General features: G+C 71.2%; 15 protein-coding genes. 10 read left to right on the forward strand and 5 right to left on the reverse strand.

Annotated elements, in window-relative coordinates; translation table 11 throughout:
• Positions 1 to 90 precede the first annotated feature (90 nt).
• From ACQEVZ_RS03580 to ACQEVZ_RS03590, 3 genes are all read left to right on the forward strand, one after another.
• Complete coding sequence (locus ACQEVZ_RS03580; protein ID WP_433361228.1) at positions 91 to 2,997, forward strand: AfsR/SARP family transcriptional regulator; 2,907 nt, start codon at positions 91 to 93, stop codon at positions 2,995 to 2,997.
• An 80-nt stretch (positions 2,998 to 3,077) separates the two neighbouring features.
• A complete protein-coding gene (locus tag ACQEVZ_RS03585; protein ID WP_354895938.1) occupies positions 3,078 to 3,662 on the forward strand; it encodes an ATP-binding cassette domain-containing protein in 585 nt (194 codons plus the stop codon).
• Between the two features lie 8 nt (positions 3,663 to 3,670).
• Positions 3,671 to 4,384 (forward strand): ABC transporter permease, encoded by a 714-nt coding sequence (locus ACQEVZ_RS03590; protein ID WP_433361232.1) that lies wholly within the window; start codon positions 3,671 to 3,673, stop codon positions 4,382 to 4,384.
• Positions 4,385 to 4,428: 44 nt separating this feature from the next.
• Here ACQEVZ_RS03590 and ACQEVZ_RS03595 read toward each other — a convergent pair whose 3' ends face one another.
• Positions 4,429 to 5,739 (reverse strand): hypothetical protein, encoded by a 1,311-nt coding sequence (locus tag ACQEVZ_RS03595; RefSeq protein WP_433361235.1) that lies wholly within the window; start codon positions 5,737 to 5,739, stop codon positions 4,429 to 4,431.
• Positions 5,740 to 5,842: 103 nt separating this feature from the next.
• On the opposite strand from ACQEVZ_RS03595, the gene ACQEVZ_RS03600 reads away from it, so the two are divergent.
• From ACQEVZ_RS03600 to ACQEVZ_RS03615, 4 genes are all read left to right on the forward strand, one after another.
• Positions 5,843 to 6,349 carry a GNAT family N-acetyltransferase gene (locus tag ACQEVZ_RS03600; RefSeq protein ID WP_433361238.1) on the forward strand — a complete coding sequence of 169 codons (507 nt, stop codon included), beginning with the start codon at positions 5,843 to 5,845 and terminating at the stop codon, positions 6,347 to 6,349.
• A gap of 80 nt (positions 6,350 to 6,429) precedes the next feature.
• Positions 6,430 to 7,881 (forward strand): peptide MFS transporter, encoded by a 1,452-nt coding sequence (locus ACQEVZ_RS03605; RefSeq protein WP_433361241.1) that lies wholly within the window; start codon positions 6,430 to 6,432, stop codon positions 7,879 to 7,881.
• A gap of 40 nt (positions 7,882 to 7,921) precedes the next feature.
• Positions 7,922 to 9,211, forward strand: coding sequence for a PQQ-binding-like beta-propeller repeat protein (locus ACQEVZ_RS03610; protein ID WP_433361244.1), 1,290 nt, complete (start codon positions 7,922 to 7,924; stop codon positions 9,209 to 9,211).
• 99 nt (positions 9,212 to 9,310) lie between these two features.
• Positions 9,311 to 9,796 (forward strand): TolB family protein, encoded by a 486-nt coding sequence (locus ACQEVZ_RS03615; RefSeq protein WP_433361247.1) that lies wholly within the window; start codon positions 9,311 to 9,313, stop codon positions 9,794 to 9,796.
• A gap of 2 nt (positions 9,797 to 9,798) precedes the next feature.
• Here ACQEVZ_RS03615 and ACQEVZ_RS03620 read toward each other — a convergent pair whose 3' ends face one another.
• Positions 9,799 to 10,251 carry a hypothetical protein gene (locus ACQEVZ_RS03620; protein ID WP_344505593.1) on the reverse strand — a complete coding sequence of 151 codons (453 nt, stop codon included), beginning with the start codon at positions 10,249 to 10,251 and terminating at the stop codon, positions 9,799 to 9,801.
• Between the two features lie 104 nt (positions 10,252 to 10,355).
• Between ACQEVZ_RS03620 and ACQEVZ_RS03625 the strand changes: the two genes are divergently transcribed.
• On the forward strand, positions 10,356 to 12,026 hold the full coding sequence (locus ACQEVZ_RS03625) for a protein kinase domain-containing protein (protein WP_433376608.1): 1,671 nt from the start codon (positions 10,356 to 10,358) through the stop codon (positions 12,024 to 12,026).
• Positions 12,027 to 12,976: 950 nt separating this feature from the next.
• Here the strand turns inward: ACQEVZ_RS03625 and ACQEVZ_RS03630 are convergent.
• Both ACQEVZ_RS03630 and ACQEVZ_RS03635 read right to left on the reverse strand, forming a co-directional pair.
• On the reverse strand, positions 12,977 to 19,951 hold the full coding sequence (locus ACQEVZ_RS03630) for an RHS repeat-associated core domain-containing protein (RefSeq protein ID WP_433361251.1): 6,975 nt from the start codon (positions 19,949 to 19,951) through the stop codon (positions 12,977 to 12,979).
• 32 nt (positions 19,952 to 19,983) lie between these two features.
• Positions 19,984 to 23,379, reverse strand: coding sequence for an FG-GAP-like repeat-containing protein (locus ACQEVZ_RS03635; protein WP_433361254.1), 3,396 nt, complete (start codon positions 23,377 to 23,379; stop codon positions 19,984 to 19,986).
• A gap of 675 nt (positions 23,380 to 24,054) precedes the next feature.
• On the opposite strand from ACQEVZ_RS03635, the gene ACQEVZ_RS03640 reads away from it, so the two are divergent.
• Both ACQEVZ_RS03640 and ACQEVZ_RS03645 read left to right on the forward strand, forming a co-directional pair.
• Positions 24,055 to 24,312 (forward strand): VOC family protein, encoded by a 258-nt coding sequence (locus tag ACQEVZ_RS03640; RefSeq protein WP_433361257.1) that lies wholly within the window; start codon positions 24,055 to 24,057, stop codon positions 24,310 to 24,312.
• A 27-nt stretch (positions 24,313 to 24,339) separates the two neighbouring features.
• On the forward strand, positions 24,340 to 24,780 hold the full coding sequence (locus tag ACQEVZ_RS03645; protein WP_433361259.1) for a TIGR03618 family F420-dependent PPOX class oxidoreductase: 441 nt from the start codon (positions 24,340 to 24,342) through the stop codon (positions 24,778 to 24,780).
• 45 nt (positions 24,781 to 24,825) lie between these two features.
• On the opposite strand, the gene ACQEVZ_RS03650 is transcribed toward ACQEVZ_RS03645, so the two are convergent.
• A complete protein-coding gene (locus ACQEVZ_RS03650) occupies positions 24,826 to 25,581 on the reverse strand; it encodes a GNAT family N-acetyltransferase (protein WP_433361262.1) in 756 nt (251 codons plus the stop codon).
• Between the last annotated feature and the right edge of the window lie 159 nt (positions 25,582 to 25,740).

The raw sequence follows: 25,740 nt of genomic DNA on the forward strand, positions 1-25,740 counted from the left end.
TACCCGAGATGCCGCCGGAAGTCAGCACCCGCGGCTACCGACGGTTGCCGCCCCCTCCGGTACCGTTGACCCGATCATCGGGGAGTGTGCATGCGGTATCTCGCGCTCGGCGCGCTCGAGGTCCTGGCTGCCGACGGGGAGCGCCTCGACCTCGGCAGCCAGCGGCAGCGCACGGTGCTGGCCGCGTTGCTGCTGGACGCCGACAAGGCCGTGCGGCTCGAGCGGCTCGTCGAGGCGCTCTACGGCGAGGAGCCGCCGTCGACGGCACGGGTGCAGGTGCAGATCTGCGTGTCAGCGCTGCGGCGCCTGTTCGCTACGCACGGTGACCCTGACGCGATCGTGACGCAGGCACAGGGGTACCGGCTGCGCATCGGCGACGGCGAGCTGGACCTGTGGCGGTTCGAGGAGGAGCTGCGCCAGGCGCGGCAGGCGCGCTCCGTGAACCGCGCCACAGAGGCCGTCGCGGGCTACCGGGCGGCGGCGGCGCTGTGGCGCGGCCCCGCGTTCGACGGCATCGACAGCCGGCTCATCCAGTCCGCCGCGGCGCGGCTCACCGACCGCAGATACACCGCGGTCGAGGAGTGCGTGGAGCTGGAGCTCGGCCTCGGCCGGCACCGGGAGCTGGTCGACGAGCTCGCGAGCCAGGTCGCGGAGCAGCCGCTGCGCACGAAGCTGCGCGGGCAGCTGATGCTGGCGCTGCACCGGTCAGGGCGCGCTCCAGAGGCCCTCGAGACGTATCGGGCGGCCCGGCGGTACTTCGCCGACGAGCTGGGCCTGGAGCCCGGAGAGGAACTGCGCCGGCTCGAGCACGCGATCCTGACCGACGACCCGCGGCTGGCCCTGCCGGAGCGGGCGGCGGTCGCGCCGGCACCGGCGGCGCCGCACCTGCTGCCGACGGACATCGCCGACTTCACCGGCCGCAGCACCCAGCTCGACGCGATCGAGCGGCAGCTGACCCTCGCCGCGCAGGACGCGTCCCGCTTCGCGGTGCCGGTCGTGGTGATGCCCGGCAAGCCCGGCGTCGGCAAGACCACCCTCGCGGTGCACGCCGCGCACCGGCTCGCCGCCCGCTACCCCGACGGTCAGCTCTTCGCCGACCTGCACGGCCGGCACAGCGAGCAGGTCAGCGCGATGCAGGTGCTCGAACGGTTCCTGCGGGCGCTGGGCGTGCCCGGCACGCAGATCCCGACGACGCTGGACGAGTGCGCGGAGCGCTACCGCGCGCTGCTGTCCAACCGGCGGATGCTCGTCGTGCTCGACAACGCCAGCAGCGAAAGCCAGGTCCGCCCGCTGGTGCCGGGCTCGTCGCGGTCGGCGGTGATGGTCACCAGCCGCGGGCGGCTCGCCGGGCTACCGGGCGCGGTGCACGTGGACATCGACGTGTTCGACGCCGCCCACTCGGTGCAGCTGCTGTCCCGGGTCGTCGGCGCCGACCGGATCGAGGCCGAGTCGGACTCGACGGCCGAGCTCGCCGAGCTGTGCGGGCACCTGCCGCTGGCGCTGCGGATCGCCGGCGCCCGGCTCGCCGCCCGTCCACATTGGAGCGTGGACCAGCTGCTGCGCAGGCTCGCGGTCGAGACCCGCCGCCTCGACGAGCTCGCGCACAGCGGGATGGGCGTGCGGGCCAGCATCGCCCTCACGTACGACCACCTCGGCCGCGACGCCCAGCGGCTGCTGCGCCTGCTGACGGTCCCGGACGTCCCGCACTTCTCCGGGTGGACCGCGGCGGCGCTGCTCGACATGCCGCTGCCGGACGCGCAGGACCTCCTCGACGAGCTCGCCGACGCGCGGCTGGTCGAGACCGGCGGGTCGAGCCGCGGGGAGGCCACGCAGTACCGGCTGCACGACCTGATCCGGGTCTTCGCCCGCGAGCGGCTCACCCCGGACGACGGCGAGACCGGGGCGCTGGAGCGCTACCTGGGTGCGCTGCTGTTCCTCGCCGGTGAGGCGCACATCGCCATGTACGGCGGCGACTTCCTACGGGTGCGCTCGCCCGCGTCGCTGTTCCCGCTGCCGGTGCGGACCGGCCCGCCGCTGGAATGGTTCGAACGCGAACGTCCGGTCATCGTCGCGGCGGTCCGGCACGCGGCCCGGGCCGGTCTCGTCGAGCACGGCTGGGGGCTGGCGATGACCGCGGTCACCCTGTTCGAGTCCCGCAACTACCTCGGCGACTGGCGCGAGACGCACCGGGTCGCCCTGGAGGCGGCCACCGCGGCCGGCGACGTGCGGGGGCAGGCGGCGATGCGGTACTCGATCGGCTCGCTGCTCATGTTCGAGCAGCGCTTCGACGACGCCCTGGAGTCCTTCGACACGGCCTGTGCGCTGTTCGACCAGGTCGGCCACGACCAGGGGGTGGCGCTGGTCGAGGGCCACGTCGCCTTCATCGACCGGGTCTTCGGCCGGCAGGACGAGGCCACCGACCGCTACACGCGGGCCCTCGACACGTTCCGCCGGATCGGGGATCCGGCCGCCGCCGCATACGTGCTGCACGGCCTCGCCCACATCAAGCTCGAGCTCGGCGACGTCGAGGCGGCCCGCGCGATCCTGCCGGAGGCCCTCGACGACACCCGCCGCGCCGGCAGCCGCCGGGTCGAGGCGCAGGTGCTGTACCGGCTCGGCCAGCTGCACCTGCAGGCCGGGGAGCCGCAGGCCGCGGCGTACGTCTTCGCGCAGACCCTCACCGTCGTGCGGTCGCTCGGCGACGGGGTCGGCGAGGCGTACGCGCTGCACGGCACCGGCCAGGCGGCCGTCCGGATGGGCGACCTCGCCGGCGCCGGTGCGGCGCTGCGGGAGGCGCTCCGGCTGGCGCGTGAGGCCGGCGACCGCATCGTGGAGGCGCGGGTGCTGGTGGCGCGCGCCGAGCTGGCGACGGCGGCCGGCGACCCCGGGCTCGCCGCGGCCGAGCTGCGGGCGGCGCTGGAGCTGCTGCGGGTCGTCCGGTCACCCCGGCTGGAGGCGCAGGTGCGGTCCCGGCTGGCGGAGCTCGACGCGGGATAAGCGCGCGATGCCGCCCCGATAAGCGGCGCCCGCAGCATCGGATCGTCGAGGTCGGACGGTTCGATTCGAGGGAGATCGCCGTGTACGCCATCCGGATCAGCGGGCTCGTCAAGCGGCACGTCGTCGCGGGGTTCGACCTGTCGGTGCCACCCGGCGCGCTGGTCGCGGTGCTCGGCCCGCCCGGCGCCGGCAAGTCCGCACTGGTCGAGATCGTCCTCGGCCTGACCGGCCCGGACGCCGGCGAGGTGAGCATCCACGGACGGGCGCCGCGCGACGCGGTCCGCGCCGGGCGGGTCGGCGCGATGCTGCAGCACGGCACCCTGCTCGACGACTGCGGCGTGCACGAGACGGTCGCGATGATCGCCGCGCTGCACCGGTCCTCCAGGCCTGTCACCGAGGCGCTGGACCTTGCCGGCGTGCGGGCCCTCGCCGGGCGCCGCTGCGGGACGCTGTCCCCCGGCGAGCGGCGGCAGGTCCGGTACGCGCTGGCGCTCGCCGGCTGCCCGGACGTCGTGGTGCTCGACGAGCCGCCCGCGTTCGAGGGCTTCCACGAGTCGCTGCGCGTCCTCGGCCGGCGCGGCACGGCCGTCCTGGTCACCGCCCGGTCCCTGCCCGATGCCGTCTTCGACCGGGTCGTCGCGCTGCCGGCCGCCGCGATCGCGTAGGGGACCGCATGCTCGGATATCTCGCGCTGGAGACCCGGCGGGCCCTGCGCTGCCGCCGCTACCTGCTGCTGGCCGTCGCGCTGCCGGCGTTGCTGTTCCTCGGCTACCGGCTGGTCGTGCCGTTCGACGGCGACGCCTACCTGGTGCCGACCCTGGCCGCGCTCGGCGCGTACATCGCCGCGACCTTGCCGACCGCGCGGATCGCGCTGGAGCGCGCCGGCGGCTGGCAGCGGCAGCTCAGCCTCACGCCGCTGACCCCGGGCGCGTACCTGACCGCGAAGGCGCTCACCGCGATGCTGGTGTCGGCCACGCCGATCGCGGTGGTGTGCCTGCTCGCCCGGTTCGTCGACCAGGTCGACCTGGCCGCGGGCGCGTGGACCCGGATCGTCGCCGGGATCTGGCTGGCGACGCTGCCGTTCGCCCTGCTGGGGCTGGTGCTCGGCCAGCTCGTCGCGGCCCGCGACCAGCCCGTCGTCGCCGGCGGGGCGCTCACCGTCGGCGCGCTGCTCGGCGGGCTGCTCGTGCCCCTGGCGCTGTTCCCGGGCTGGCTGGTCGACGTGGCGAAGGCGCTGCCGACGTACTGGCTCGGCGAGGTCGCGCGGAGCACCGTCGATCAGCACACCGACGCCCGCGACGCCGCCATGGTCCTCGCCGCCTGGACCGTCGAGGCCGCCGCGGTCCTCGCCGTGCACCAGTGGCGGACCCGGCGCCGGCGTCCGTGAGCGGCGACAGCGTGACGACAGCGGTCGGCTTCCCGGTGACGGGGTCAGCCGCGGAGCCAGTCGCGGAGGCGGGACATGGCGTTCCTGGGTTGCGGGGGTGGCGGGGGCAGGGAGCGGCGCAGCTCCTCCTCGGTCGCGGGGCGGGCGTCGAGGACGGCCTGGCGCAGCAGGGCCTTGTCGACCCTGAGGCCGCCCATGGCGTACACGTAGACGTGGCCGCGCGCGATCACGTAGCCGTGCGTGTCGTCGGTGCGGCGGTAGAGCAGGCCGCCGGGCTCCGCGGTGCAGGTGGCCGCGCCGCAGGTGTTCTCCGACAGGTCGGCGAAGACGTCGATCACGACGCTCTGCGGTGAGGCGGCGGGGTCGGCGGGTTCGAGCCGGACGCCGGGCGGGATGCCCTGCTTGCGTGGGATGTAGCCGGGCGACGACGCGCTGAAGATGCCCTCCTCGCCCTCGGAGCTGAGCGCGGTCAGCTCCGCCGCGGACGCCGGGTGGACCGTCGCGGCGGCGGCGCGCAGCACCTGGCGGTCCACGACGAGCGGGCCGGCCACCACGACGAGCGTCTGGCCGGAGGTGACCTGGTAACCGTGCTCCGCGACGCCACGGCGGTAGACCCAGCCGTCCGGCTCGGCGGTGCACTCGGCGATCCGGAGGCTCGAGTCGTACGCGGTCTCGCCGCACGGGCTGGGATCGGTCACCGCGTACTGCCGTGCGTACGCGAGGACGGTGATCCAGCGCGGCTGCGGGATCGCCGCGGGGTCGGTGGGCGTGAACGTCCGGGTGCCGACAACCCCGCCGAACGAGGGGTCGGTGGGACGGTAGCCGGGGATGCTGACGACGTACGGCGGATCGTGGGGCAGCTCAGCAGCCGGCGGAAGGGCCGGCGAGGACCGGGCCAGGGCGACGAGTCCGGCCGCGACGAGCGCCACCAGGGTCCCGGCCGCGGTCAGCCGGGCCGGCCAGCCGCGCAGCAGTACACCGGCGACAAGGGCGAACGGGATGCCGCTGCACAGCAGGGTGAGCGTGCCGTCGCGGCTCACGCCGAGCCCGGCCTCGTCGGTCAGCGCCCACCCGAACCCCCACAGCGCCACACCGAACCCCAGCACGAGCAGCACCCACCACACCTGCCGCCCGGTCGTCCCGCCGAGCACCGACGCCGCCGCGGTCGCCCTCACGATCAGCCAGAGCACAAGCAGGAAGACGCCGGCGACCACGATGCCGCCCCCGGCGAGGCCGGCCGTGCTGTGGGCGAACGCGGCGGCGACCACGACCCCGACTGCGGCGGGCAGGCCGACCGAGCCCAGCATCCACACCCCGGCGAGCTGCCCGACCGCGAGCGCGTGCCGCTTCCCCATGCCGTCCAGCTTCGCGGCTCGAACGGCACAGGCCATCCGTCGCGGTACTCAACCGCGCCTGAGTACCGGTCGCGGCACGGCGGGCGTCGATAGGATGGCGGGCGTGACGAGGTGGGTGACCAGGGTCGAGACCGCGGCCGACGAGCCGGCTGTGCGGGCGGTCAACCTGGCCGCGTTCCCGACGGCGGAGGAGGCCGACCTCGTCGACGCGCTGCGCGCGGACCCGGCCTGGATCGACGGCCTGTCCGTCGTCGCGGCCGGCGAGGACGGCGAAGCGGTCGGGTATGCGCTGCTGACCCGGTGCCACATCGGCGGCGAGCCGGCGCTCGCCCTCGCGCCGTGCTCGGTCCTGCCTCGGGTGCAGCGGCAGGGAGCGGGCTCGGCGGCGATCCGGGCGGCGCTCGACGCGGCGCGCGCCATGGGCGAGCACACCGTCGTTGTTCTGGGGCACGCGGAGTACTACCCGCGGTTCGGGTTCGGCCGGGCCTCGCAGTTCGGCATCCGCGCCCCGTTCGACGTGCCCGACGAGGCGCTGATGGCGATGGCGCTGCGAGACGGGGTCGAGGTCCCCTCCGGCACGATCGCCTACGCCCCGCCGTTCGGGGTCTGAACCCGCGTAGCTTTCACGGCCGTCGATACTCACCCGCCGGGGGTGGTTGGACGGGGTGGGCGCGGGTAGGCGTACGCGGTATGACGGTGGTGGAGACCAGGGAGCGCACGTTCTTCGGGCAGCCGCGGGTGCTCGCGAACCTGTTCGGGGTCGAGCTGTGGGAGCGGTTCTCGTTCTACGGCATGCAGGGCATCCTGCTCATCTACCTGTACTACTCGGCGGCCGACGGCGGGCTCGGCATCGACCGGGCGACCGCCACCAGCATCGTCGGCGCGTACGGCGGCGCCGTCTACCTGTCCACCATCCTCGGCGGGTGGGCGTCGGACCGCTTGTTCGGGCCGGAACGGGTCCTGTTCGGCAGCGCCGTGCTCGTCATGGCCGGGCACCTCGCCCTCGCCCTGATCCCGGGACTGGCCGGGGTGAGCGTGGGCCTGGTGCTGATCGCAGTCGGCTCGGGCGGGGTGAAGGCCAACGCGACGTCGCTGGTGGGGTCGCTGTACGCCGCGGACGACCCACGCCGGGACGCCGGCTTCTCGCTGTTCTACCTGGGCGTCAACCTGGGCGCGCTGGCCGGGCCGCTGCTGACGGGGCTGCTGCAGGAGAACGTCGGCTTCCACTACGGCTTCGGGCTGGCGGCCGCGGGCATGGCGGTGGGGCTCATCCAGTACACCATGGGACGGCGCGACCTGAAGGACACCGCGCGCGAGGTGCCCAACCCGCTGCCCGCCGCACGGCGGTGGCTCGTCGCCGCGGTCGCCGTCGCGGGGCTGGCCGCGGTCGGGGCCGTCGTGGTCAGCGGGCTGCTGCCGGCGGACCGGCTCGCGACGGCCGTCGTGGTCGTCAGCGCCGTCGCCGCGGCCACCTACTTCGTCGTCATCCTCACCAGCCGCGCCGTCACCGCCGTCGAGCGCCGCCGCATGCTCGGGTTCATCCCGATGTTCCTGGCCAGCGCGGTGTTCTGGTCGCTCTACCAGCAGCAGTTCACCGTCGTGACGATCTACTCCGACCGGCGGCTGGACCGCACGATCCTCGGGTGGGAGATGCCCGTCTCGTGGGTCCAGGCGATCAACCCGGTGTTCATCATCGTGCTGTCCGGCGCGTTCGCGGCCCTCTGGACGCGGCTCGGCGACCGGCAGCCGTCGACCCCGGCCAAGTTCGCCGCGGGCACCGCCGTGATGGGGCTGGCGTTCCTGCTGTTCCTGCCGCTCGCCGGCGGCGGGCCCAACAGCGCGCCGCTGCTCGCCCTCGCCGGGATCCTGCTGGTGTTCACGATCGCTGAGCTGCTGCTGTCGCCGGTCGGGCTGTCGCTGTCCACGAAGGTCGCGCCGGTGGCGTTCCGCACCCAGACCGTCGCGCTGTTCTTCCTGTCCGTGGCGCTCGGCACCGCCATGTCCGGGGTCCTCGCCCGCTACTACGACGAGGCGCACGAGACCTGGTACTTCGGAGCGCTCGGCGCCACCGCCCTGCTCTTCGGCGCGCTCCTCACCGCGCTGACCCCGACGATCCGCCGCCTGATGTCCGGCGTCCACTGACCGGGTGGCGATCGGCGCGCCGGCCGCTACGGTGAGGCGCATGCGGTGGGTTGTCGCGGGCACGATCGGCATCATCCTGGCGGCGGTCGCGGCCTGCGGTCAGGGGCAGACGCCCGACCCGGGGCCGCGTCCGCTGTGGACGGCGCAGGTCGAGACCGGCGCGCAGGACGTGGCGGTCGTGGGGAACGTCGCCGTGGTCATCGGCGAGCGGACGGTCCTGGGGCTGGACAAGGACACCGGCCGGCAGGTGTGGCGGCGCTCGCTGGGTGAGCAGACGGGCGCGGTCGTCGCCGGTGACCGGGTCGTCATCCAGGGGGACCCGGCGGAGGCGCTCACCCATCGCGTGTTCGTGCTCGATGCCGCGACCGGGACACCGGTCTGGGGCACGCCGCCGTCACTGTGGCGGTCCGTCGTCTACGCCGACGCTGTCTACAGTGGAGACTGCCCGGCCGGTGGGGTGGTGTGCACGCTGGTGGCGCTCGGCATGCGCGACGGGCGGGAGCTGTGGCGGCTGCCGAAGGTCACCGGCAACGTGGGCGCCGACACGATCGGGCGGCGGGGGCCGTTCGCGCCGCAGGCGGGTCCGCGGCTGCTGCTCACCGGGGCACCTCAAGGCGGCCTGACCCTGCTCGACCCGGCGACCGGTGTGGCGTCGGCGGCGTCCGTACCGCGGGAGCGGGGCTGGTTCGCGCTCGCCGCAGGAGACCTGATCGTCACCACGGACCACGACCCGCCCGGTGGCGACCGGAACTGCACGGTCGCCGTCACCTCGTACAGTGGCGACACCGGGAAAAAGACGACCTCCGGTGCCGTCTACAGCGGACGCGAACGCGGCGGCGAGTGCCAGCGGACGTTCGGCGACCGCCACGCGGGGGCGGTCCTCATCGGCGCCGGCACGAGGATCGCGGCCGCGACCGCCGACGACGCCGTCCAGGTGTACGACCTCGCGACCGGCCGCACCGTCTGGCGCTCCGACGAGCGGGGCGTGCCGCTGGAGAGCGACGGCACGACGCTGCTGGTGCGTGACACCGCCGACGAGGGCGGCTTCCGGCTGCTGGACTTCCAGACCGGAGCGGTGCGCTGGAAGGCACCGGACAGCGGCCTGTCGGGGCTGTCGGCGAGCTGGGACTGCGCGCTCACCGCGGGGCTCGTCGCCGTGCAGGGCGCGGTCGGCGAGAAGCCGTTCGTGCGGGTGTACGCGGCGCGCTCCGGCGAGGACCGCGGCCGGTTCGGCAGCTGGCTCGCCGGGCTCGGCGACGACTGGGTCGCCACCACCCGCGGCTCGGGCCCGAACCGCCTGGCACTGGAGATGTTCCGTGTGACGCCCTGATCGTCACACCGGTTTTCGGCCGGGAACCGTTCAGGTGCAGCGCGGTTGCGCCGATGGTCACTGCGTCACAGGGAAGCGACGCACCACAGGAGGCCACGGATGAACCGCACCACGATCACGCTCGTCGGACTCGCCGCCGCTGCCGGGCTGGGCAGCCTGCTCGCGTCGTCCCCCGCGCACGCGGCCTCCGCCGGCACCGACGTCTACGCCCGCGCCGGCGTGGTCTACGCCAGCACCGGCGGCCACGAGGTGCGCCTCACCGAGGACGAGGTCAACGCCGAGCCGAGCCTCTCCCCCGACGGCAAGCGCATCGCGTACGTGCACAACAACACCGTCTGGGTGATGCGCGTCAACGGCGCGGGCAAGCACCAGGTGAGCGACCGCACCGGGACCGCACCCGCGTGGACACCGGACAGCACCCGCGTCACGTACACCGCGACGTCCTGCACCGGGGCTCCCGGCACGTTCCGCGTCGGGCTGGCGGGCGGCACGACGTCCGTGCCGGTCTCGCCCGCCGTGTGCCGCGACCAGGCGCCGCCGCAGGTCGGCTTCATCACCGACGTGCCCGGCGACCAGCCCGCCTGACGCTACTGCTTGCTCAGCACGCAGTAGATCGGGTCGCTCGGCCGGGTCAGGTAGTACTCGAGATCCTCGAAGTCGCCCCAGGTCCGCTCCGCGTGGGCCTCGAACTCCCCACCGCCCTTGACCTTGCTGACGAACTGCACCTCCTGGTCGTGGTTCTTGTCCGCGGCGGCGATCTTCCAGGTGAACTCGCCGTCGGCGTAGGTCCGCACGTCGTTGGTGTCCTCGCTGGTCGGCAGGCCCTTGACGGTGGCCGTGCCGTCGGCGCGGATGCTGATCGTGCCGTCACAGTCGCTGGACCAGTCGCCGATCACGTCCTGCTCGGTGAACGGCTTCCGGCTCCCGCCGAAGACCGAGTCGGCGGCGACCCCGGCCCCCTCGCAGCAGCCGCAGCCGAGCAGCAGGGGCAGGATGACCAACGCAGCGGCGATTCGCCTCGCCCGGGCCTGTAACGCCATGCGCTGATCATGCGCCGGGCACCCCCGTCCGGAAAGATCCCTGGCGATGTGTCAACGCACACAGCCATTACGATCGCCTGCGTACGGAGGGGTGGGTGACACGGATGACAGGTTCGGGCACGGTACTGGCGGGGCGCTACGAGATCGGGCAGCACATCGCCTCCGGCGGCATGGGCGACGTGTGGCAGGGGCACGACCGCGTGCTCGGCCGCACGGTCGCGGTCAAGCTGCTGCGGGCACCCACCGGCGACCCGTCGTTCATCGACCGGTTCCGGACCGAGGCGCGCACCATGGCCACGATCAGCCACCCCGGCGTCGTCGACGTGTACGACTTCGGCGACGACCCCACCGCCGGCGTGTACCTGGTCATGAAGTACATCGAAGGCGAGTCCCTGGCCCGCACCCTGGACCGCTCGCCGCGCCTGTCCGCCGAGACCACGATGCGGCTCGTCGCCGAGGCCGCGCTCGCGCTGCACGCGGCCCACGAGAAGGGCGTGACGCACCGCGACGTCAAGCCCGCGAACCTGCTGATCCGCCCCGACGGCAGCACCGTGCTCACCGACTTCGGCATCGCCCGCTCCGCCACCAGCACCCACGAGACGTCGATGGGGCTGCTGCTGGGCACCGCGTCGTACATCGCGCCGGAACGCGCGGCCGGCGAGCCCGCGACCGCCCAGTCGGACATCTACTCGCTGGGCGTCGTCGCGTACCGCTGTCTCGCGGGCGACCTGCCGTTCACGGGCGAGAGCATGCTGCAGATCGCGCTCCGGCACGCCCACGACGAGCCGCCGCCCCTGCCGTCTGACGTGCCGCCCGCGGTCCGCTCGGTGGTCGCCCGGGCGATGGCCAAGAACCCCGCGGACCGGTGGCCCTCGGGTGCCGCCCTCGCCGCCGCCGCGCGGGAGGCGCTGACCGCCTCACCGACCGAGCCCCTGACCGTCGTCCCCGGCCGCGGACGCCGGCGGGTCATCGTGGCCGCCGCCGGTGCGGTGCTGCTGCTGGCCGCGGCCGCCGCCACCGTCGCGCTGCTGCCCGGCGGCGACCCTCAGACCCCCGCGCACGCCGCCGGCACCACCGAGCCGGGCCCGGCCACCGCCGGCGGCGCCGCCGGCCTCACCGGAGCCCCCGGCTCCCCGGCCGCGTCCGCCACCCGCGGCCCGTCGACGGCGGTCCCCACCCCGCCGTCGCCACCGCCCAGCAGGGTCTCGGTCGCCGGTGCACCCGCAGTGCCGTCGAAGCTGACAGCGACCCCGATCAGCAGCACCACGATCCGCCTCCGCTGGACGGACGCCTCCAGCAACGAGACCGGCTTCAGCGTCCTCAACGGCGCCGCCTCCCGCGACACCGCCGCCAACGCGACCACCCTCGACTGGGACGGCCTGGCCCCGGACACCTACATGTGCTTCAAGGTGCGCGCGTTCAACGCCGCGGGCCCGTCCGCCTACCACCCGGCCGGCCAGCAGGACTGGGTCTGCGCCACCAGCCTCGCCGGCCAGGGCCCCGCCGCGCCCTCGAACCTGACCGCCACCCCGACCGGCCCGACCGCCATCCGTCTACAGTGGACGGACAATTCCTCCGACGAGACCGGCTTCACCGTCATCGACGGCAGCAGGTCCCGCACCACCGGCGCCAACTCGACGTCACTGACCTGGGACGGCCTCGCCCCCGGCACGTACATGTGCTTCAAGGTCCGCTCGTCCAACGCTTCGGGCGTCTCGCCGTACTCTCCGCCCGGCCAGCAGGACTGGGCCTGCACCACCACCCCCACCGCCTAAGGGTCCGAGGCCGGCGGCCGAGATGACCCCTGCCGCCGGTCCCGACACCCCCTTACCAAAGGTGCGCGCGTCTGCCTCGTTTCAGATGGACGTGGCGTGCACACTTCCGTGCGGCTCCACCACGCGTTCGCATGCCTCACCGGCGAGCCCGGACAGATCGACGCCATGACGCCGCCCGGTACCCGAACATCCCCGGCACCACATCCGGCCGTGGGCATCGGGACGGGTGCCGTGGCCGCCGCATGCGCGGCAGTACAGCGGCGCCACACCACCTTGCGTAATCGCCATGTCGCCTTTGAAGTAGCGCCTCGAACCGAGAGGCCCGCACCCAAATAGCGACAATCAGGCACCAGACAACCAAGGACTATTCATCAACAGGATGTGCATCAAGCCACTGACGTGATGCCAGCCGGTCGCGCGGGTCAGCATAGCTGGCGGAGGTCAGCGACTCGGCGAACCGTCGAAGTACGTGTGAGCACTCCGGCTGCTTGACAACGAACAGCTCAACAGAGCATTGCCCTGTTGTGCCGCACGAGATTACAGATCCATCCATAGACAGAGCGACGAATTCCGGGCGACCCGCCCCACTTCCGAGCAAACTCGCGGCACCTCTACCTGCAATATCCCAGGGCCCCTCAAGCCTGACCTGGATCCAGGAAGAGATGCCTTTTTCTTCCCCAGGCAGGCCGAGCAAGAATCGACCATCCCCCTCCGAGAAGAGGCCAGCTTCAGAAGAAAGCCGATGCCAACCAGCGTTGGCCTTCTGCGTCAGCTGTGGATCCCCACGGTCCAGAACGACATCAGTGCGGCGATCGCCAGGCGGACAACTTGCAGCCTGAGCTGCAACGATCGGGGGAATCAACCCCTCGGGCTGCTCGTCGGCCCTCTCGGTGACGAGCAGCCCCGCAGCCGCGAGATCCCTCTTAACAGTAGAGCTGATCACTGCTGGATCACTGCCCCGTAAATGCGCCAGGCAAGTTTGCCCATGGATATGGAAATACCTGATTGTAGTTGTGGTGAAGAACGTAGCCAACGGACCCATCGGAGTTCACCAGCACTCGCGTGAGCGTTGTAGGGCCTCCCACACCAGTGTACACAGTAGCCCCGGCCCATCCCTTATAGGCTCGAGGTGTGCTAGTAAGAACCTTATACGAGTCAGGCAACCCCTTGGAAATCCGCTGAGAGATAGCTCCATCCTCAATCGCAGATACGGTGTTATGAACTTCCTGCGGGGTGCCGTAGTACGCCTGGTTTGCCGCGTTCCTCGTATTAACAGCGTCGGTCGAGTAATTTACATCAGGCGTCCATGTGCTGGTAGCGCAGTTGTGGACCAGGACCGGGGTATCGCCTGCGACCACGTAGTACGTGTGGGTTCGCTCTACCGTCAGGTTGAACATCCACCGATGCGCCGCGTAATTCCGGACGGACACGACGAATGCCTGCTCGCCAGAGCTTGTGGCCAGCTCTTCGCCAGGCAGGAGCTCCCCGGCCGACACCCACGCATCACGGGTGACGCTCCAGAACGGGTGGTGCTGGGTCGTGTGGACGGAGTTTGTTCCGCGCTCGTCCACGAGGACGAGGTCGGTCATGTCCTCATCCAAGTTGCGGTGCAATGCGGTGACGGCCTCGCCGGTTGTTTCGCCAGTCGTCGGATCGGTGGCGAGCACCTCGTCGCCGACAACGACCTGGTCGATGTCCTTGAGGTTGCCGTCGGCAAGGACTACTTGCGTTTCAGGACTGAAGCTGTTCTTACACGTTCTTCCCAGCAGGCCAAGGCCCGGCAGGAAGCCCAAGGCGTCGAGGGCCAGGCCGCCACCGAACTTGGCGTTGGCCCAGAAGCCGTCGTTGTACTCCTTGTTGTGAACGAAGTCGTACGTTCGGTCGATCATGGACAGGGTGGAGGCGGCGCCGCTCGCGACCGCACAGCCGGCGCCGGCTGTGTAGAGGCAGGTGCCGAGGCCGATGATGGCCGCGCCTACCGTGAGGGGCTTGCCGTTGGTCTCCCACCAGGCCTTGGGGTTCTTAATGCCGCACTTCACGTCGAGGATGAAGCAGCTCGGTGGCGGGTCCGGCATGAAAATGACAGGGCAGCGGGGGACGGCGGCCTGCGCCTTGTACACCGCAGGCGGGATGTACGGCACCCCGGCCGGCGGGACGTAAGTGCGGAAGAAGGCCACCAGGTCGCCGTAGAGCATGTCGGTGTGGCACCAGCCGTCGAAGGAGCACCCGAAGTACCAGTCGATGACCCTGGTGTAGCGGTAGTTGCCCTTGGTCCACCGTTCGACCGTGGTGCCGACGTACAGGTAGAAGTCGTCCTTCAGGCCGCTGGGGTCGGCGGCGTTAATCGGGCTGTTGTGGGCGTACGAGTAGCCGTTGAAGGTCTGCGGGTCAGTGGATGTGAAGATCGGGTCGACGGCGACGAAGCGGCCGATGCTGGCGTCGTAGGGTCTGGCGCCGAGCTGGGTGAGGCCGGTGGGGTCGTCGGTGCCGCCGACGAAGCCCAGGTTCGTCGGCCAGGTCACGGCGCTGCCGCGGGACTGGCCGAACGGGGTCATCCGGCGCTGGGTCTTGACGAGCGTCGCGGCCTTGAAGCTCAGCGTGCCGGTGCCGTGTGGGTCGGACGCCGTCCAGCACAGGCCCTCACCGCTGGTTCGGAACGCGGTCGAGCCGTAGAAGCGGGTGGTGGACACTACGTTGGTCGTGGAGATGTGCAGCTGCTGCGAGCCGATGTACAGCGTGGCACCGGTCGAGTCGTGCGAGATGATGCGGTTGCCGTCGACGTCGTAGACGTAGGTGGCGCTGCCGTTGGTGTCGGTGACGGAGCTCAGGTGGCCTTCGGCGTCCCAGTTGAGGGTCTGGGAGGGCTTGCCCGCGACCGCCCGGGTGGTCATGTTGCCGGCGGCGTCGTACGCGTAGGTGTTGGTCTTCGCGCCGCCGACGCCGGTGTAGTCGACCTTGGTCAGCGCGTGCGGGTGGGCCGCGGTCGGTGCCGGGATCGTCGAGGTGGCGGTGGTGGTGCCGCCGCTGACGTGGTCGACCTGGGTCTTGCGGTTGCCGACCTCGTCGTAGGTCCAGGACTGCCAGTACGGTGCGGGTCCACCCAGGGTCGGGTTGACCGGGTCGGTCGTGCCGCAGACGCCGTTGGCAGGGGTCCAGGCGTTGGTCAGCCGGCGGAAGTAGTCGTAGCGGAAGCACTGATTGTCGTCGGGGCCGGCACCGTACTGGTTCGTGAGGTCCTTGATGGCCGTGATGTTGCCGGCGGTGTCGTACTCGTAGTAGGCGTCCTGGTAGGCGTTGCCGGTGTCGTTGTCGTAGACGGCGTGCTCGAGCAGGCGGTTTGTGCCGTCCTCGTAGGCGTACATCTGGGCGAGGTTCTTCGACCCGCCGTCGTTGTTCAGCGTGGCGCTGAGCCGGCCGAGGGTGTCGTATGCGGTGTAGGTGAGGTACGTGTTCGTGCCGGAGAGGGTCGTCGGCATGCCGAGGTCGTTGTAGCCGTAGGTCAGCGTCTCGGCCGGCTGGGAGCCGGTCGCGGTGCCGCCGATGCCGGGCAGCGTCACCGTCTTCACGCTGCCGTCGACGTTGTAGGTGGTGTTCGTCGTGTACGTGCCGGCGAGCAGGCCCTCGTTCGCGGGGATCGTGACGGCGGCGCTGGTCACCCGGCCCGCAGCGTCGTAGCCCAGCACGGAGGTGGTGTACTTGGCGCCGTTCGCGCCGCCGACGTACCGGGTGCTGGAGTCGGCCATGCCCTTGGCGAGGATGTCGTACGTCGTGCGGGCCAGCAGGGTGCCAGTGCCGGCGGCGCCGGACCAGCGTTCGGTCGGCCGGCTCAGCTGGTCGTAGACGGTGGTCCGGGTGATCCCCCGGGCATCGGTCACGGTGACCTGGCGGTCGGCGTCGTCGTAGGTGTACGTGGACTGCCCACGGTCCGGGTCGTTCGACTGGGTCATCCGGCCGCGGACGTCGTAGCCGAAGGTCCAGATCGACCCCGCCGGGTCGGTGATCTTCGACGGGTAGCCGCGCTTGTCGTACTCGTACGTGGTGATCGCGCGGTTGGCCGTCGAGACCTTGTCGGCGCTCGGCACGTTGGAGTGGTAGTGGATGATCTTCGTGGCCTGGCCGGTGGCGTTGACGTACGTGGTCGTGCCGATCCCGCCGGGGGGCGCGGTCACGTCGCTGTAGTCACCGCCGTGAGCGGTGGTCGTCCGCCACTGCTCGATGCCGTTCTTCTGGAAGATCGACGCGACCTCACGCCGGGCGTTGTCGTATGTGGCCAGTACCCGGCCGGGAACGGGGCTGGACGGCACGAACAGGGTGCCCCAGGAAACCCCGGACTGGAAGTAGGCGTTGTTGGCCTGGACGGTCAGCCCGCGGGAGTCGTAGATCGTGTCGGTCAGCACGACGCCGCCGCCCGGCGCGGGGGCCTGGGTCTGGCGGGGCCGCAGCTGGCCGTCGAAGATCTGGTAGGTCGTGTTGTAGCCGGTGCCCGCGGGGTTCAGCTTCGACGACGCGACGGACGTGGCACCGGTGGTGCCGCCGAACACGTAGGCGTACTTGAGGTTCGGGGTCTGCGTGGCCTTGTCACGGCCGGGCTCCCACACCTTGGCGAGCCGGCCGAAGGCGTCGTACTCCAGGTCGGTGCGCCGGTTGTTCGGGTCGACCTTGGCGGTCGGGTTGCCGTAGGCGGGGTCGGAGTACACGGTGGAGACCCAGCCGTTGGCGGCCGTCGACGTCATGCTGGTCGGCAGCGACCCGGAGGTTGGCGTGTAGGCGGCCGTGGTGACGTTGCCCAGCACGTCCTTCGACGTCAACGTCCGCCCGTACATGTCATAGGTCGCCTCGGCGGCGTTGATGTACGTCGCGGCACCGGCGACGACATCACTGAGCCGCTCCGTCCGGGTGACGTCGCCCTTCGTGACCGTCGAGTTGAAGCTGGTCGCGTTGTCGTACCAGGTCCGCACGTCGGAGATGAGGTCCGTCGCGAGGTTCGGGGTGGTCGCGCAGGAGACCGCGTACTTGCGCTGCTGCGCGACGACGGTGCGCATCTTGCCATTGGGGTCGGTGGCGAAGGTGTTGACCGTGCACCGGTCGTCGTTGGTGGAGGCGGTGTCGTTGGTCTCGTCGACCTTCATGATCCGGCCGAGCGGATCGGCGGTGCCGGTCTCGAAGTCGAACGTGTTGGTCGAGGTCGCCGTCAGCCAGCCCCGGCCGGCGTCGAGCGCGGTCTTCGTCGTCGACGACTTGGTGTTGGTGATGTAGGCCTTGACGGTCACCCCGTTGCGGGTCCGGGTCGCGGTCGGCCCGGACTCCCACGGCTCCGTCAGGGTCTTCGACAGCACCGGGGCGCTGTCCCCGACGCCGTTGTACTGGATGACCTCGCGGGTGAGGCCGCGCCGCCAGTCCTCGTCGTTGATCGCTGCGCCGCCGAAGGTCGGGTCGGCGGGGATGGTGACGGTCCGGGTGCCCGTGGTGAGCGTGTCCCCGTGCATGCCGCGGAAGTAGATGGTGTCGGTCTGCTCCTGGTTGGAGCCTGGGGCGCCGTGCAGCGTCCGGACCTTGGAGTAGCCGCGCCACTGGCCCCACGACTTGTGGTTCGACGACACGATCTCGGAGTCGTCGTAGTGCCAGGCGGGCGCGTCGTAGGAGTAGGTGGTGACCTCGGCGGGCGCGAGGCCGACCGGGTCGCTGACCGCCACGCCGGTGACGACGTACTTGTGGAACCAGTCCCAGGTCGCGGTGCTGCCGCTGTACGGCGTCCACCAGACCGGGTAGCAGCGTTTCGTGTTGGTGTCCGACGCGGCGGGCATGTTGCTGTTCTTGACGCACTCCGGCGGCGAGTACGTGACCGTCGTGACGCCGCCCGCCTCACCGGTGATCGACGAGACGCGGAACCGGATGATCGGGTCCTTGGTGGCCGCGGTGTCGACCCGGTTGCTGAGTGGCACGGAGCCGAAGGTGACGTCCGGGGTCGTGAGGTTCGGCGTCGCGGCCAGGCCTGCCGCGGAGATGCCGCTGAGCCACAGCGTCTTGGCGTGCCCGTCGCCCGGGTCCTTGAACTGGTGGTTCAACGTCCAGCGGCGCACGTCGCGATAGGTGGTGCCGGTGCCGGTCCACACCTTCGTGGTGATCGTGGACAGCATCTTCTGGGTGAAGAAGGCCGGCGTGTAGACATCGGGGCACGACGTGGTCGAGTCGCACTGCTGGTCCCACGGCACGTCCGGCCAGTTCGACGGCGTCGACTTGACGCATGTCGCGCCCTGCGTGACGCAGCGGTCCTGGAGGCCGAACTCGACCCTGGCGGGCGCGGCGCCGACCGTGTAGGTGCTGTCCGTGCCGCTGTCCAGACGGGTGCCGTAGTCGATGTGGTCCAGGTGCCCGGCGCGGACGTACGTGGAGACGGCACTGTTGGTGACGTTGCGCGCGTAGTGGTTCAGCTGCTGCGCGTACCACAGCGACATGCTGTTGCCGTGCGGGTCGACGATGTAGTCGAGGTTCCAGGTGTAGGCCTGGTCGCAGGAGGCGTTGGCGAACGTCGCGTTGTAGCACGGCTCACCGGCGTTGTTGCCGAACACCGGCACCGTGTACACCGACTGCGTCGTCGACTTGCCGCTGGTCCAACCCGGCAGCCGGTTCAGCCCGAAGTGGTACTCCCAGCCATCGGTCGTGGTGACCTTCCAGTACTCACCGTTGCGAGCCCCGTTCGTCGCGCCGGTGAGGCGCTCGACCTTGGTGCCGTCGTCGTTCTTGATCTTCCAGACGTCCGGACTGGTCGACACCTGAATCAGCTCGCCGGCGTGCCCCGGCAGCATCAGTGTGGCGTTGTCGGTGCCCCAGCACAGGTCACCGATGCCGGTCTTGCCGTCGTCGACGCACGCCGGGTAGACGCGGCTCACCGCGCCGGCCGCGTAGTCGAAGCCGTCACCGATCCAGGACGGCTGGTTGTTCGTCGCGGCGGTCTTGCCGTCGAGCGACTGCGCCGAGTAGGTCAGGCCGACCTGCGCGGACGGGCCGCCGAACGCCGTTGGGACCTCGATCGGGTAGGTCCAGCTGAAGTCGCCGGACTGCCCGCCGGCGGACCAGCTGCTGCTGGCCTTCAAGGAGGTCGCCGCGTAGTCACCACCACCGGTCGAGGACTGCGGCGAGCTCGCCAGCGCGACCACCGCACCCGCCGACCCGCCGGCCGCGGCCGCCGACATCGTCGAGGCACCGGCGGCCGTCTTCGCCGGCGGCACGGACGTGAGCGACACCGTCGTCGTCAGCTTGCCGGTCGCCGGGTCGTTCGACGTGGGCAGGGCCGTCGCCTGGCACTGCGGCGCGTCAGGGGTCTCCAGCGCGCATTCCGGCAGCTGTACGAGCCGCAGCCGGTTGGACCAGTCACCACCGACCGCGTCCCGGAACCCGCTGTAGTCCAGCGCGACGCGTACCGCGCCACCGGAGCTCACACCGTCGGTGCGGGTGATCCGGGTGACGACCGAACGGTTGGCCTTCCCCGCTTTCCCGGCGGCCGGGTCGAGGACCTCGACCCGGACCGACGCCGGGCTGGCGCCGGCCGCGGCCAGCGCCGTCCGCTTGCCGCTCTGCGCCGTCGGGCCCACGCTCACCGGCATGCCGGCCACCGGCGCCAGATCCGCCGCGTCGGCCTGGACCATGGGGCCCGGGTCCGACGCGACGGGGAGCCGCACCTCGGCGGTCGCCGCGGCGGGCCACCGCACCTCCTTGACCGACCGCATGTTCTTGTCCGCCGTCGGGTCGACGGTCGCGCCGGTCGGCTGGACATACCGTCCCGGGACGGAAGCGACCGCCTTCGGTTTGGCGATCTTCTTCGGTGGGGCGGTGAATCCTGGTGTCTGGACGCCGATGGTCGCGGCGAGCGCCAGTGGGAGCGCGAGCGTCAGGGTCCGCCGCCAAGCGGGCATGGTGATGCGCATCAATCCAACTCCTCCCGTGCTGGTGGTGGCGGTCAGGCGACGGGCCGCAGCAGCCACTGCTGTGCCGGCTGGCCGTCGCAGGTCCGCTGGGTGATGGGCGTATTCGGGGCCGCGAGCGCGCCCTCAAGGTTGAAGCACTTGCCGGACACCATGGAGGTGAGCCGGACGACTGCGGCCGAGGATGTGCCGGAGACGTACTCGATGGTCCAGTAGTGGGCCGGCTGTGGCCATGTTTCGACTCCGGCGCAAGTGCTGAAGCCCACCGGAACGCCGTCGCCGGTTGCGGGGACGGCGAGACACGACATATCCAGGCCCTGCGCACGGATCGCTACGTACTGCGGGCCAAGCCGCCAGAGGGTGAACTCCTGCGAGCCGGCGGCGCACGGCTGGCCGGTGAAAGGCGGGTCGCCCATCCGCAAGCCGGTGAACGCAGCGCAGGTCTGCGAGGCGGCGTTGATCAGCTGGTATCTGCCGGAGGCGAGGATGACCGACGCGCTGCCGACGGGTCCGATGCCGCCGCTGCTGGCCTCGACGGGTGCGGGCAGGGTCGTGCCGGTCGACGTGGAGATCCACAGCTGTGCCTGGTAGGGGCCGCAGCACCGGTACAGCAGGCCGAGGTCGGTCTTGCCGTCGCCGTTGAAGTCGCCGGGGTAGCCGGTGACCTTGTTCCAGTCCCAGGCGTTGGCACCGGACTGCCATTGGATGGCCGGGGCGGCGATGCCGGTGCCGTCGGTCTTGGCGGGGAACGTCACAACGCCGGTCTGGTCATTGAAGACGTGGCCGGGAACGTAGATGGCGGCGATGTCGGTCTTGCCGTCGCCGGTGAAGTCGCCTGTGACGAACTTGCTGTCGCTCCAGTACCAGGCGTTCGGCCCGGAGTCCCACTGCAGGACCGGCGCGCTGAAGGTGCTGTTGGTCTGTGCCCAGTGCACCCACAGCTTCGTCTGGGCGCTGCCGTAGTCGTAGAACTCTGCGATGTCGGTGCGCCCGTCACCGTTGAAGTCCCCCGAGACGAGCTTGACGCGTGTGGGGTCCGACGCGTTCGCCGCGTACTGGAACCACGCCACCGGCGCGGCGAAGCTGATCGCACCCGGCGTCGACGTCGACAGCAGCACGAAGATGTTCCAGCTGTTGTTTCCCATGTCGTACCCGACGGCGAGGTCGGCCTTGCCGTCGGCGTTGAAGTCGCCGCCGACCGGCTTCATCTTGCCGATCGTCCAGGCCATCGTCAGCGACACCGGCTGGGTCAGCAGCTGATTGGCGTCGGAGCGTTGCACTGCGACGGTCACGTCCGTGCCGGACTGGGCGAACACCGCCGTGTCGGACAGACCGTCGCCGTCGAAGTCGCCCGGGACCGCGAGGCTCTGCCCGTTGGTGAAGATGCCCGCGTTACCCTGCGGCGCGATCGGCGCGTTCAGCCCCGAACCGGTCGCGGTCGCGTCCCACCGCCACAGCGCGCTCTTGCCACCGCCGACGTCGGACAACGCGGTCAGGTCGGCACGCCCGTCACCGGTCGCGTCACCGGCGACCGCCGGTATCGCGGTGCCCGGGTTGGCCCTGAAACGCGCGGAGGTGTTCGTGCCCGAGGTGCCGTCGGCCTTCACCGCCGTCACGACGATGCTGTTGTAGAACACCGCTTGCAGCGGCACCACCGCGGCCGTCACGGTGCTGCCCTGGCTTGCCGGCAGCCAGATCGTGGGCACCGCGTCCATGTCCGCGGCGACGCCGTAGCGGTAACCGACGACCGACCCGGTATCCGCGGCGTTCATGGTCAACGTAACGGTCGTGCTGCGCCCCACGACCGCGGTCGCCGCCGCCGCGGGGACGATGCCGCCGCCGACGCGCAGCGCCAGGTCGGTGCTGGCGATGCCGGGCGGGCTCGGCGCGGCGGTGTCCACCAGCACGTAGCACCACGGACTCCAGCCACCCGCCATGTTGCTGTCGGTGTCGACGCCCCGCACCCGCCACGACACCGCCGCGCCGTTGGTGAACGCGGCCGCCGCGATGGTCGCCTGATGGTTGGAGCCGGACGTCAGCCCGGCCGTCTCGGCCGCCGGCACGTGCTGCGCCGCGACACCGGTGACCTCCCACTCCGCCTTGACCAGGTCACCCTGGGCGGCGTCGGCATCGTTGAGGATCGCGTTGAGCTTCAACCCGTTCGTGGTGTTCACCCGCGTCGCCGTGATCGCCGACACACCGCAGCTGGTAAGCGCGTTGTCGCCGACCTTCAGATCCGCCAGGGCGGGCGCCGCCGGCGCGTGGTCGTACTGGATGTGCAGCACCGCCGTGCTCTGATCGAACCGCTTCCACTGCTGGTTCGTACCTTCACTGACCGCCCGCAACCCCAGGCTCAGATCCGTCCAGCCCTGACCGAGGGCGTACTGCACCATCGACGTCGTGTCGAAACTGACCGTGCCCGCGTTCGCACAGCTAGCCGGGGAACCCACCGCATGGTTGGCCGGCACGGTCGCCGTGTGCCCACCGTCCCACGCCGGCTGGTTGTTCCACGTCGTCGTGGTGGTGAACCCACCGGTCACCCACAGCTTCGCATCCGACCCCGGGTTACACGTCCATGACCACTTCTGCAGGATCTCGAAGTTCGCGCTCTGCACCGTCGCGCCAGCCGCACCGTACGTCTCCATCCGGAAGAACGACCGGACCGTGTAGGGCGTGCTGTTGCACGTGTTGCCGGTGAAGTTGTCACACGTCAGACCCGACCCCGCGTCGCCGTACGTGGCACTGCCGGACATGAACGTCGACTTCCAGAACGCCGAACCCGCCAGGTCCGCCCGCGACGCCACCACCGCCCACGCGTTCCCCGCTTTGTTGCCGGTGAACGTCGGGTCGATGTACACCGGATACCGCGTCGCGGGATCGGTCAGGAAACCCTTGTCAGGAACGATCTTCAGCGTGCTACCGGTCAGGGACTCACCCATCGCCCGGACCCGCGGCGCCGCGCGACCAGCGGTCTGCGACTGCGCCGACCGGATCTCGGTCCGCTCGTTCACCGGCATGTCGGCGGTGTCCCACATCGTCGCCCGAGGCGAGGAGAACACCACGGTGCCGCGCTCGTCCTTCGCGTGCACGCCACCGTCCGCGCCGGTGCCCAGCGTCACCCCGGTCGTCTGCAACCCGAACGACAACTGCGCCAGCGCCGGGTTCGCCGCAGCCTGCGCCGAACGCACCACCAGCACCTCGGAGAACCCCTCCGCCAGCGCCGTCAGCTGCAGATCGACGCCCGGCAGCACCTCGGCATACGTCGCGGTCGCACCGGACACCACCGGCTTCGGCAACGTCCTGCCCGGCCACGTCATCGCGAGCTTCCGACCGCCGTCAGACAGCGTCGCCAGGGGTCCCGTCCCTCCAGGCGAGAACGTCACCGGCAGCAGCGTCGCCGCAGAAACGAGCGTGTCACCCTCGAACCGCAACGTCGTGTCAAGGTCCGTCCATGAGCCATTGGCCCGACGCACCCAACGCGGGCTCGCATGATGCTCGACGGTCGCAGTGCCGTTCTTCCCGATGACCGTCCGCGACGTCGGCGTCCGCCGATCGATCGCCTCGACCGCACCACCACACGCCTTGGCCGACGCCAACGCCGCCGCGACATCGTTACGCGACGCCACACAGGGCACCTGCGCACCAGCGGACCCGACGCCGACGACCTGCAGCACCGACGTCAGCAGACCGGCCACAATCGCCGAAGAAACGATTCTGCGCACACCAAAAGACGACCCGTCGGTCACATCAATCCCCCGTCATCGCTGTAAGACCTCGGCAACCTACGGCAGCACCACACACCCACGCAACGGGCCTCCAACCCACTGCCACGCAGGGAGCACAGACCGTCACGCCCACCGATCCACCAGCACGTCCACTGACCAGCCAAGATCACCTACGGCGACCGGGAATCGAGGAAAAATCTTCACAGAAATTCACTGGCGGTGATCCCGTCAATTCGGGCACGTGAATTCCTCCGGATTCTGTGCGCTGGGATCACGACGCGGGCGGCGCACACGAACGCGGTCCCGGCAGGCAGGCCGGCGGCCCGCATGGCGGGCCCGGCGACCGGCGCCTCGAACTCCTCCCCGGGTACGGAGGTCGCAATGCGCCGACGGCGGGGGCCGGCGGGGTGGGACGGGGCCGGGGTCGACACGGGGTTGCTCGCCTCCCGGGACGGGCAGCCGCGCACGGTGCCGGTGATCCGGGTCGACGACCTGCCGAAGACCCTCGAGGTGGTCCGCGCCAACGGGGGCACGGTCGTGGTCGAGCCGTTCACCCTGCCGGGTCTCGGTCACGGCTGCTACATCACCGATCCGGCCGGTGTGCTGCTCGGCCTGCACGCCTACGATGCGGAGGGCTGAGCCGGCGGCGGTGGATAGGGTGGCGGCATGACGACGATCGAGGCGGGGCTGCGGCGGGTGGCGGAGCTGGCCGGGCGGGAGCACTGGCTGGCCGTGCTGGTGACGATCAGGCCGGACGGTGAGCCGTCGACGTCGGTCGTCAACGCCGGCGTCCTGCCGCACCCGGCCACCGGTGAGCCGGTCGTCGCGCTGGTTTCCCGTGGTGACACGGCCAAGCTTCGGAACCTGGCCGGTCACCCGCGGGCGACGCTCGTCTTCCGTGCCGGCTGGGAGTGGATCTCGGTGGCCGGGACGGCCGAGGTCGTCGGGCCCGAGGCCGGCGCCGAGCCGCTCAGGCTGTTGCTGCGCGACGTGTACCACGCCGCCGGCGGCGTCCACCCCGACCTCGACGAGTACGACCGGGCGATGCTGGAGGACCGGCGCGTCGCCGTCCTGGTCCGCCCCGAACGGTTCGCCACCAACCCCTGACGGGCGGCGGCCCCGGCGCAGGCCAGGACCGCCGCTGGGCTGCGATCAGGTCATCGTCATGTACAGCCGTTCGCCGGCGCGCTCGTAGCCGACGCGGGTGTAGACGCGCCAGGAGTCCTCGCCGGAGGCCTCGAGCCAGGCGAGGTCCACCCCGGACGCGAAGAGGCGGGCCGTCACGTCGGCGGTGATGGCACCGGCGAGGCCGCGGCGGCGGTGTGGCGTACACACGGCGATCCCGGCGACCTCGCTCACCCCGTCGGCGGGTGGGACCGCCTGGCCGCCGCCCGCGCACTCGTCGCCGGTGACGGCCATGACGGCGACGCCACCGGCGGCCTGCAGGCGGCGGACCCGGGCCACGTCCGCCGGGGACGCGACGGGCTCCGCGCCGAAGGCGGCGTTCTGCGCGCCGATCAGCGCCGCGAGCAGCTCGTCGGTGTCCGGCGTCCGCAGCTGGTACGGGTCGGGCACGGCAGGCGTCCGCAGCGTCGACGGGCGGCAGCACAGGTACGTGTGCCGCGCCTCGACCACGAAACCGGCGTCGCGCAGCAGCCCTTCCAGTGACGGGGCGCAGCCGGTGACGTACTCCAACCGGGGCGTGCGGTCGGCGGCCCGGAACGCCGCGACCAGGTCGGCGACGTCGCCGGCGGTGATCGGGGCGTCAGGGCGCGGGGTGGCGTAGTTGATGCTGGGGCTCGCCGTCGTCGGGTCGACCCCGATCACGAACGGCCCGACCCACACGGGTGCGGGGCGGTTGGAGAGGTTGACGACGACGGACTGCTGGATGCGGGCATCCAAGGACACGGTGATACCTCAAGACGTGAGAAGACCAACGATGGGCGAACAAGACATGGGGCCGCCCAACGCACGCGTCGTCACATCGACGCTCAGGCGGCCGCTCGGCCTACCCGGATCACAGGCTTCAGTCCCTCATGCACCAATGTCCACACCGTCTGCGTGGCC

It is taken from the genome of Dactylosporangium sp. CA-152071 (genome assembly GCF_050936335.1).
Taxonomy (GTDB): Bacteria; Actinomycetota; Actinomycetes; order Mycobacteriales; family Micromonosporaceae; genus Dactylosporangium; species Dactylosporangium maewongense.

Coding starts and splice junctions, on each gene's coding strand:
- ACQEVZ_RS03590 (WP_433361232.1), top strand. CDS start 3,671: ATGCTCGGATATCTCGCGCTGGAGACCCGGCGGGCCCTGCGCTGCCGC.
- ACQEVZ_RS03620 (WP_344505593.1), bottom strand. CDS start 10,251: ATGGCGTTACAGGCCCGGGCGAGGCGAATCGCCGCTGCGTTGGTCATC.
- ACQEVZ_RS03645 (WP_433361259.1), top strand. CDS start 24,340: ATGACGACGATCGAGGCGGGGCTGCGGCGGGTGGCGGAGCTGGCCGGG.
- ACQEVZ_RS03625 (WP_433376608.1), top strand. CDS start 10,356: ATGACAGGTTCGGGCACGGTACTGGCGGGGCGCTACGAGATCGGGCAG.
- ACQEVZ_RS03580 (WP_433361228.1), top strand. CDS start 91: ATGCGGTATCTCGCGCTCGGCGCGCTCGAGGTCCTGGCTGCCGACGGG.
- ACQEVZ_RS03610 (WP_433361244.1), top strand. CDS start 7,922: ATGCGGTGGGTTGTCGCGGGCACGATCGGCATCATCCTGGCGGCGGTC.
- ACQEVZ_RS03605 (WP_433361241.1), top strand. CDS start 6,430: ATGACGGTGGTGGAGACCAGGGAGCGCACGTTCTTCGGGCAGCCGCGG.
- ACQEVZ_RS03640 (WP_433361257.1), top strand. CDS start 24,055: ATGCGCCGACGGCGGGGGCCGGCGGGGTGGGACGGGGCCGGGGTCGAC.
- ACQEVZ_RS03630 (WP_433361251.1), bottom strand. CDS start 19,951: ATGCGCATCACCATGCCCGCTTGGCGGCGGACCCTGACGCTCGCGCTC.
- ACQEVZ_RS03615 (WP_433361247.1), top strand. CDS start 9,311: ATGAACCGCACCACGATCACGCTCGTCGGACTCGCCGCCGCTGCCGGG.
- ACQEVZ_RS03595 (WP_433361235.1), bottom strand. CDS start 5,739: ATGGGGAAGCGGCACGCGCTCGCGGTCGGGCAGCTCGCCGGGGTGTGG.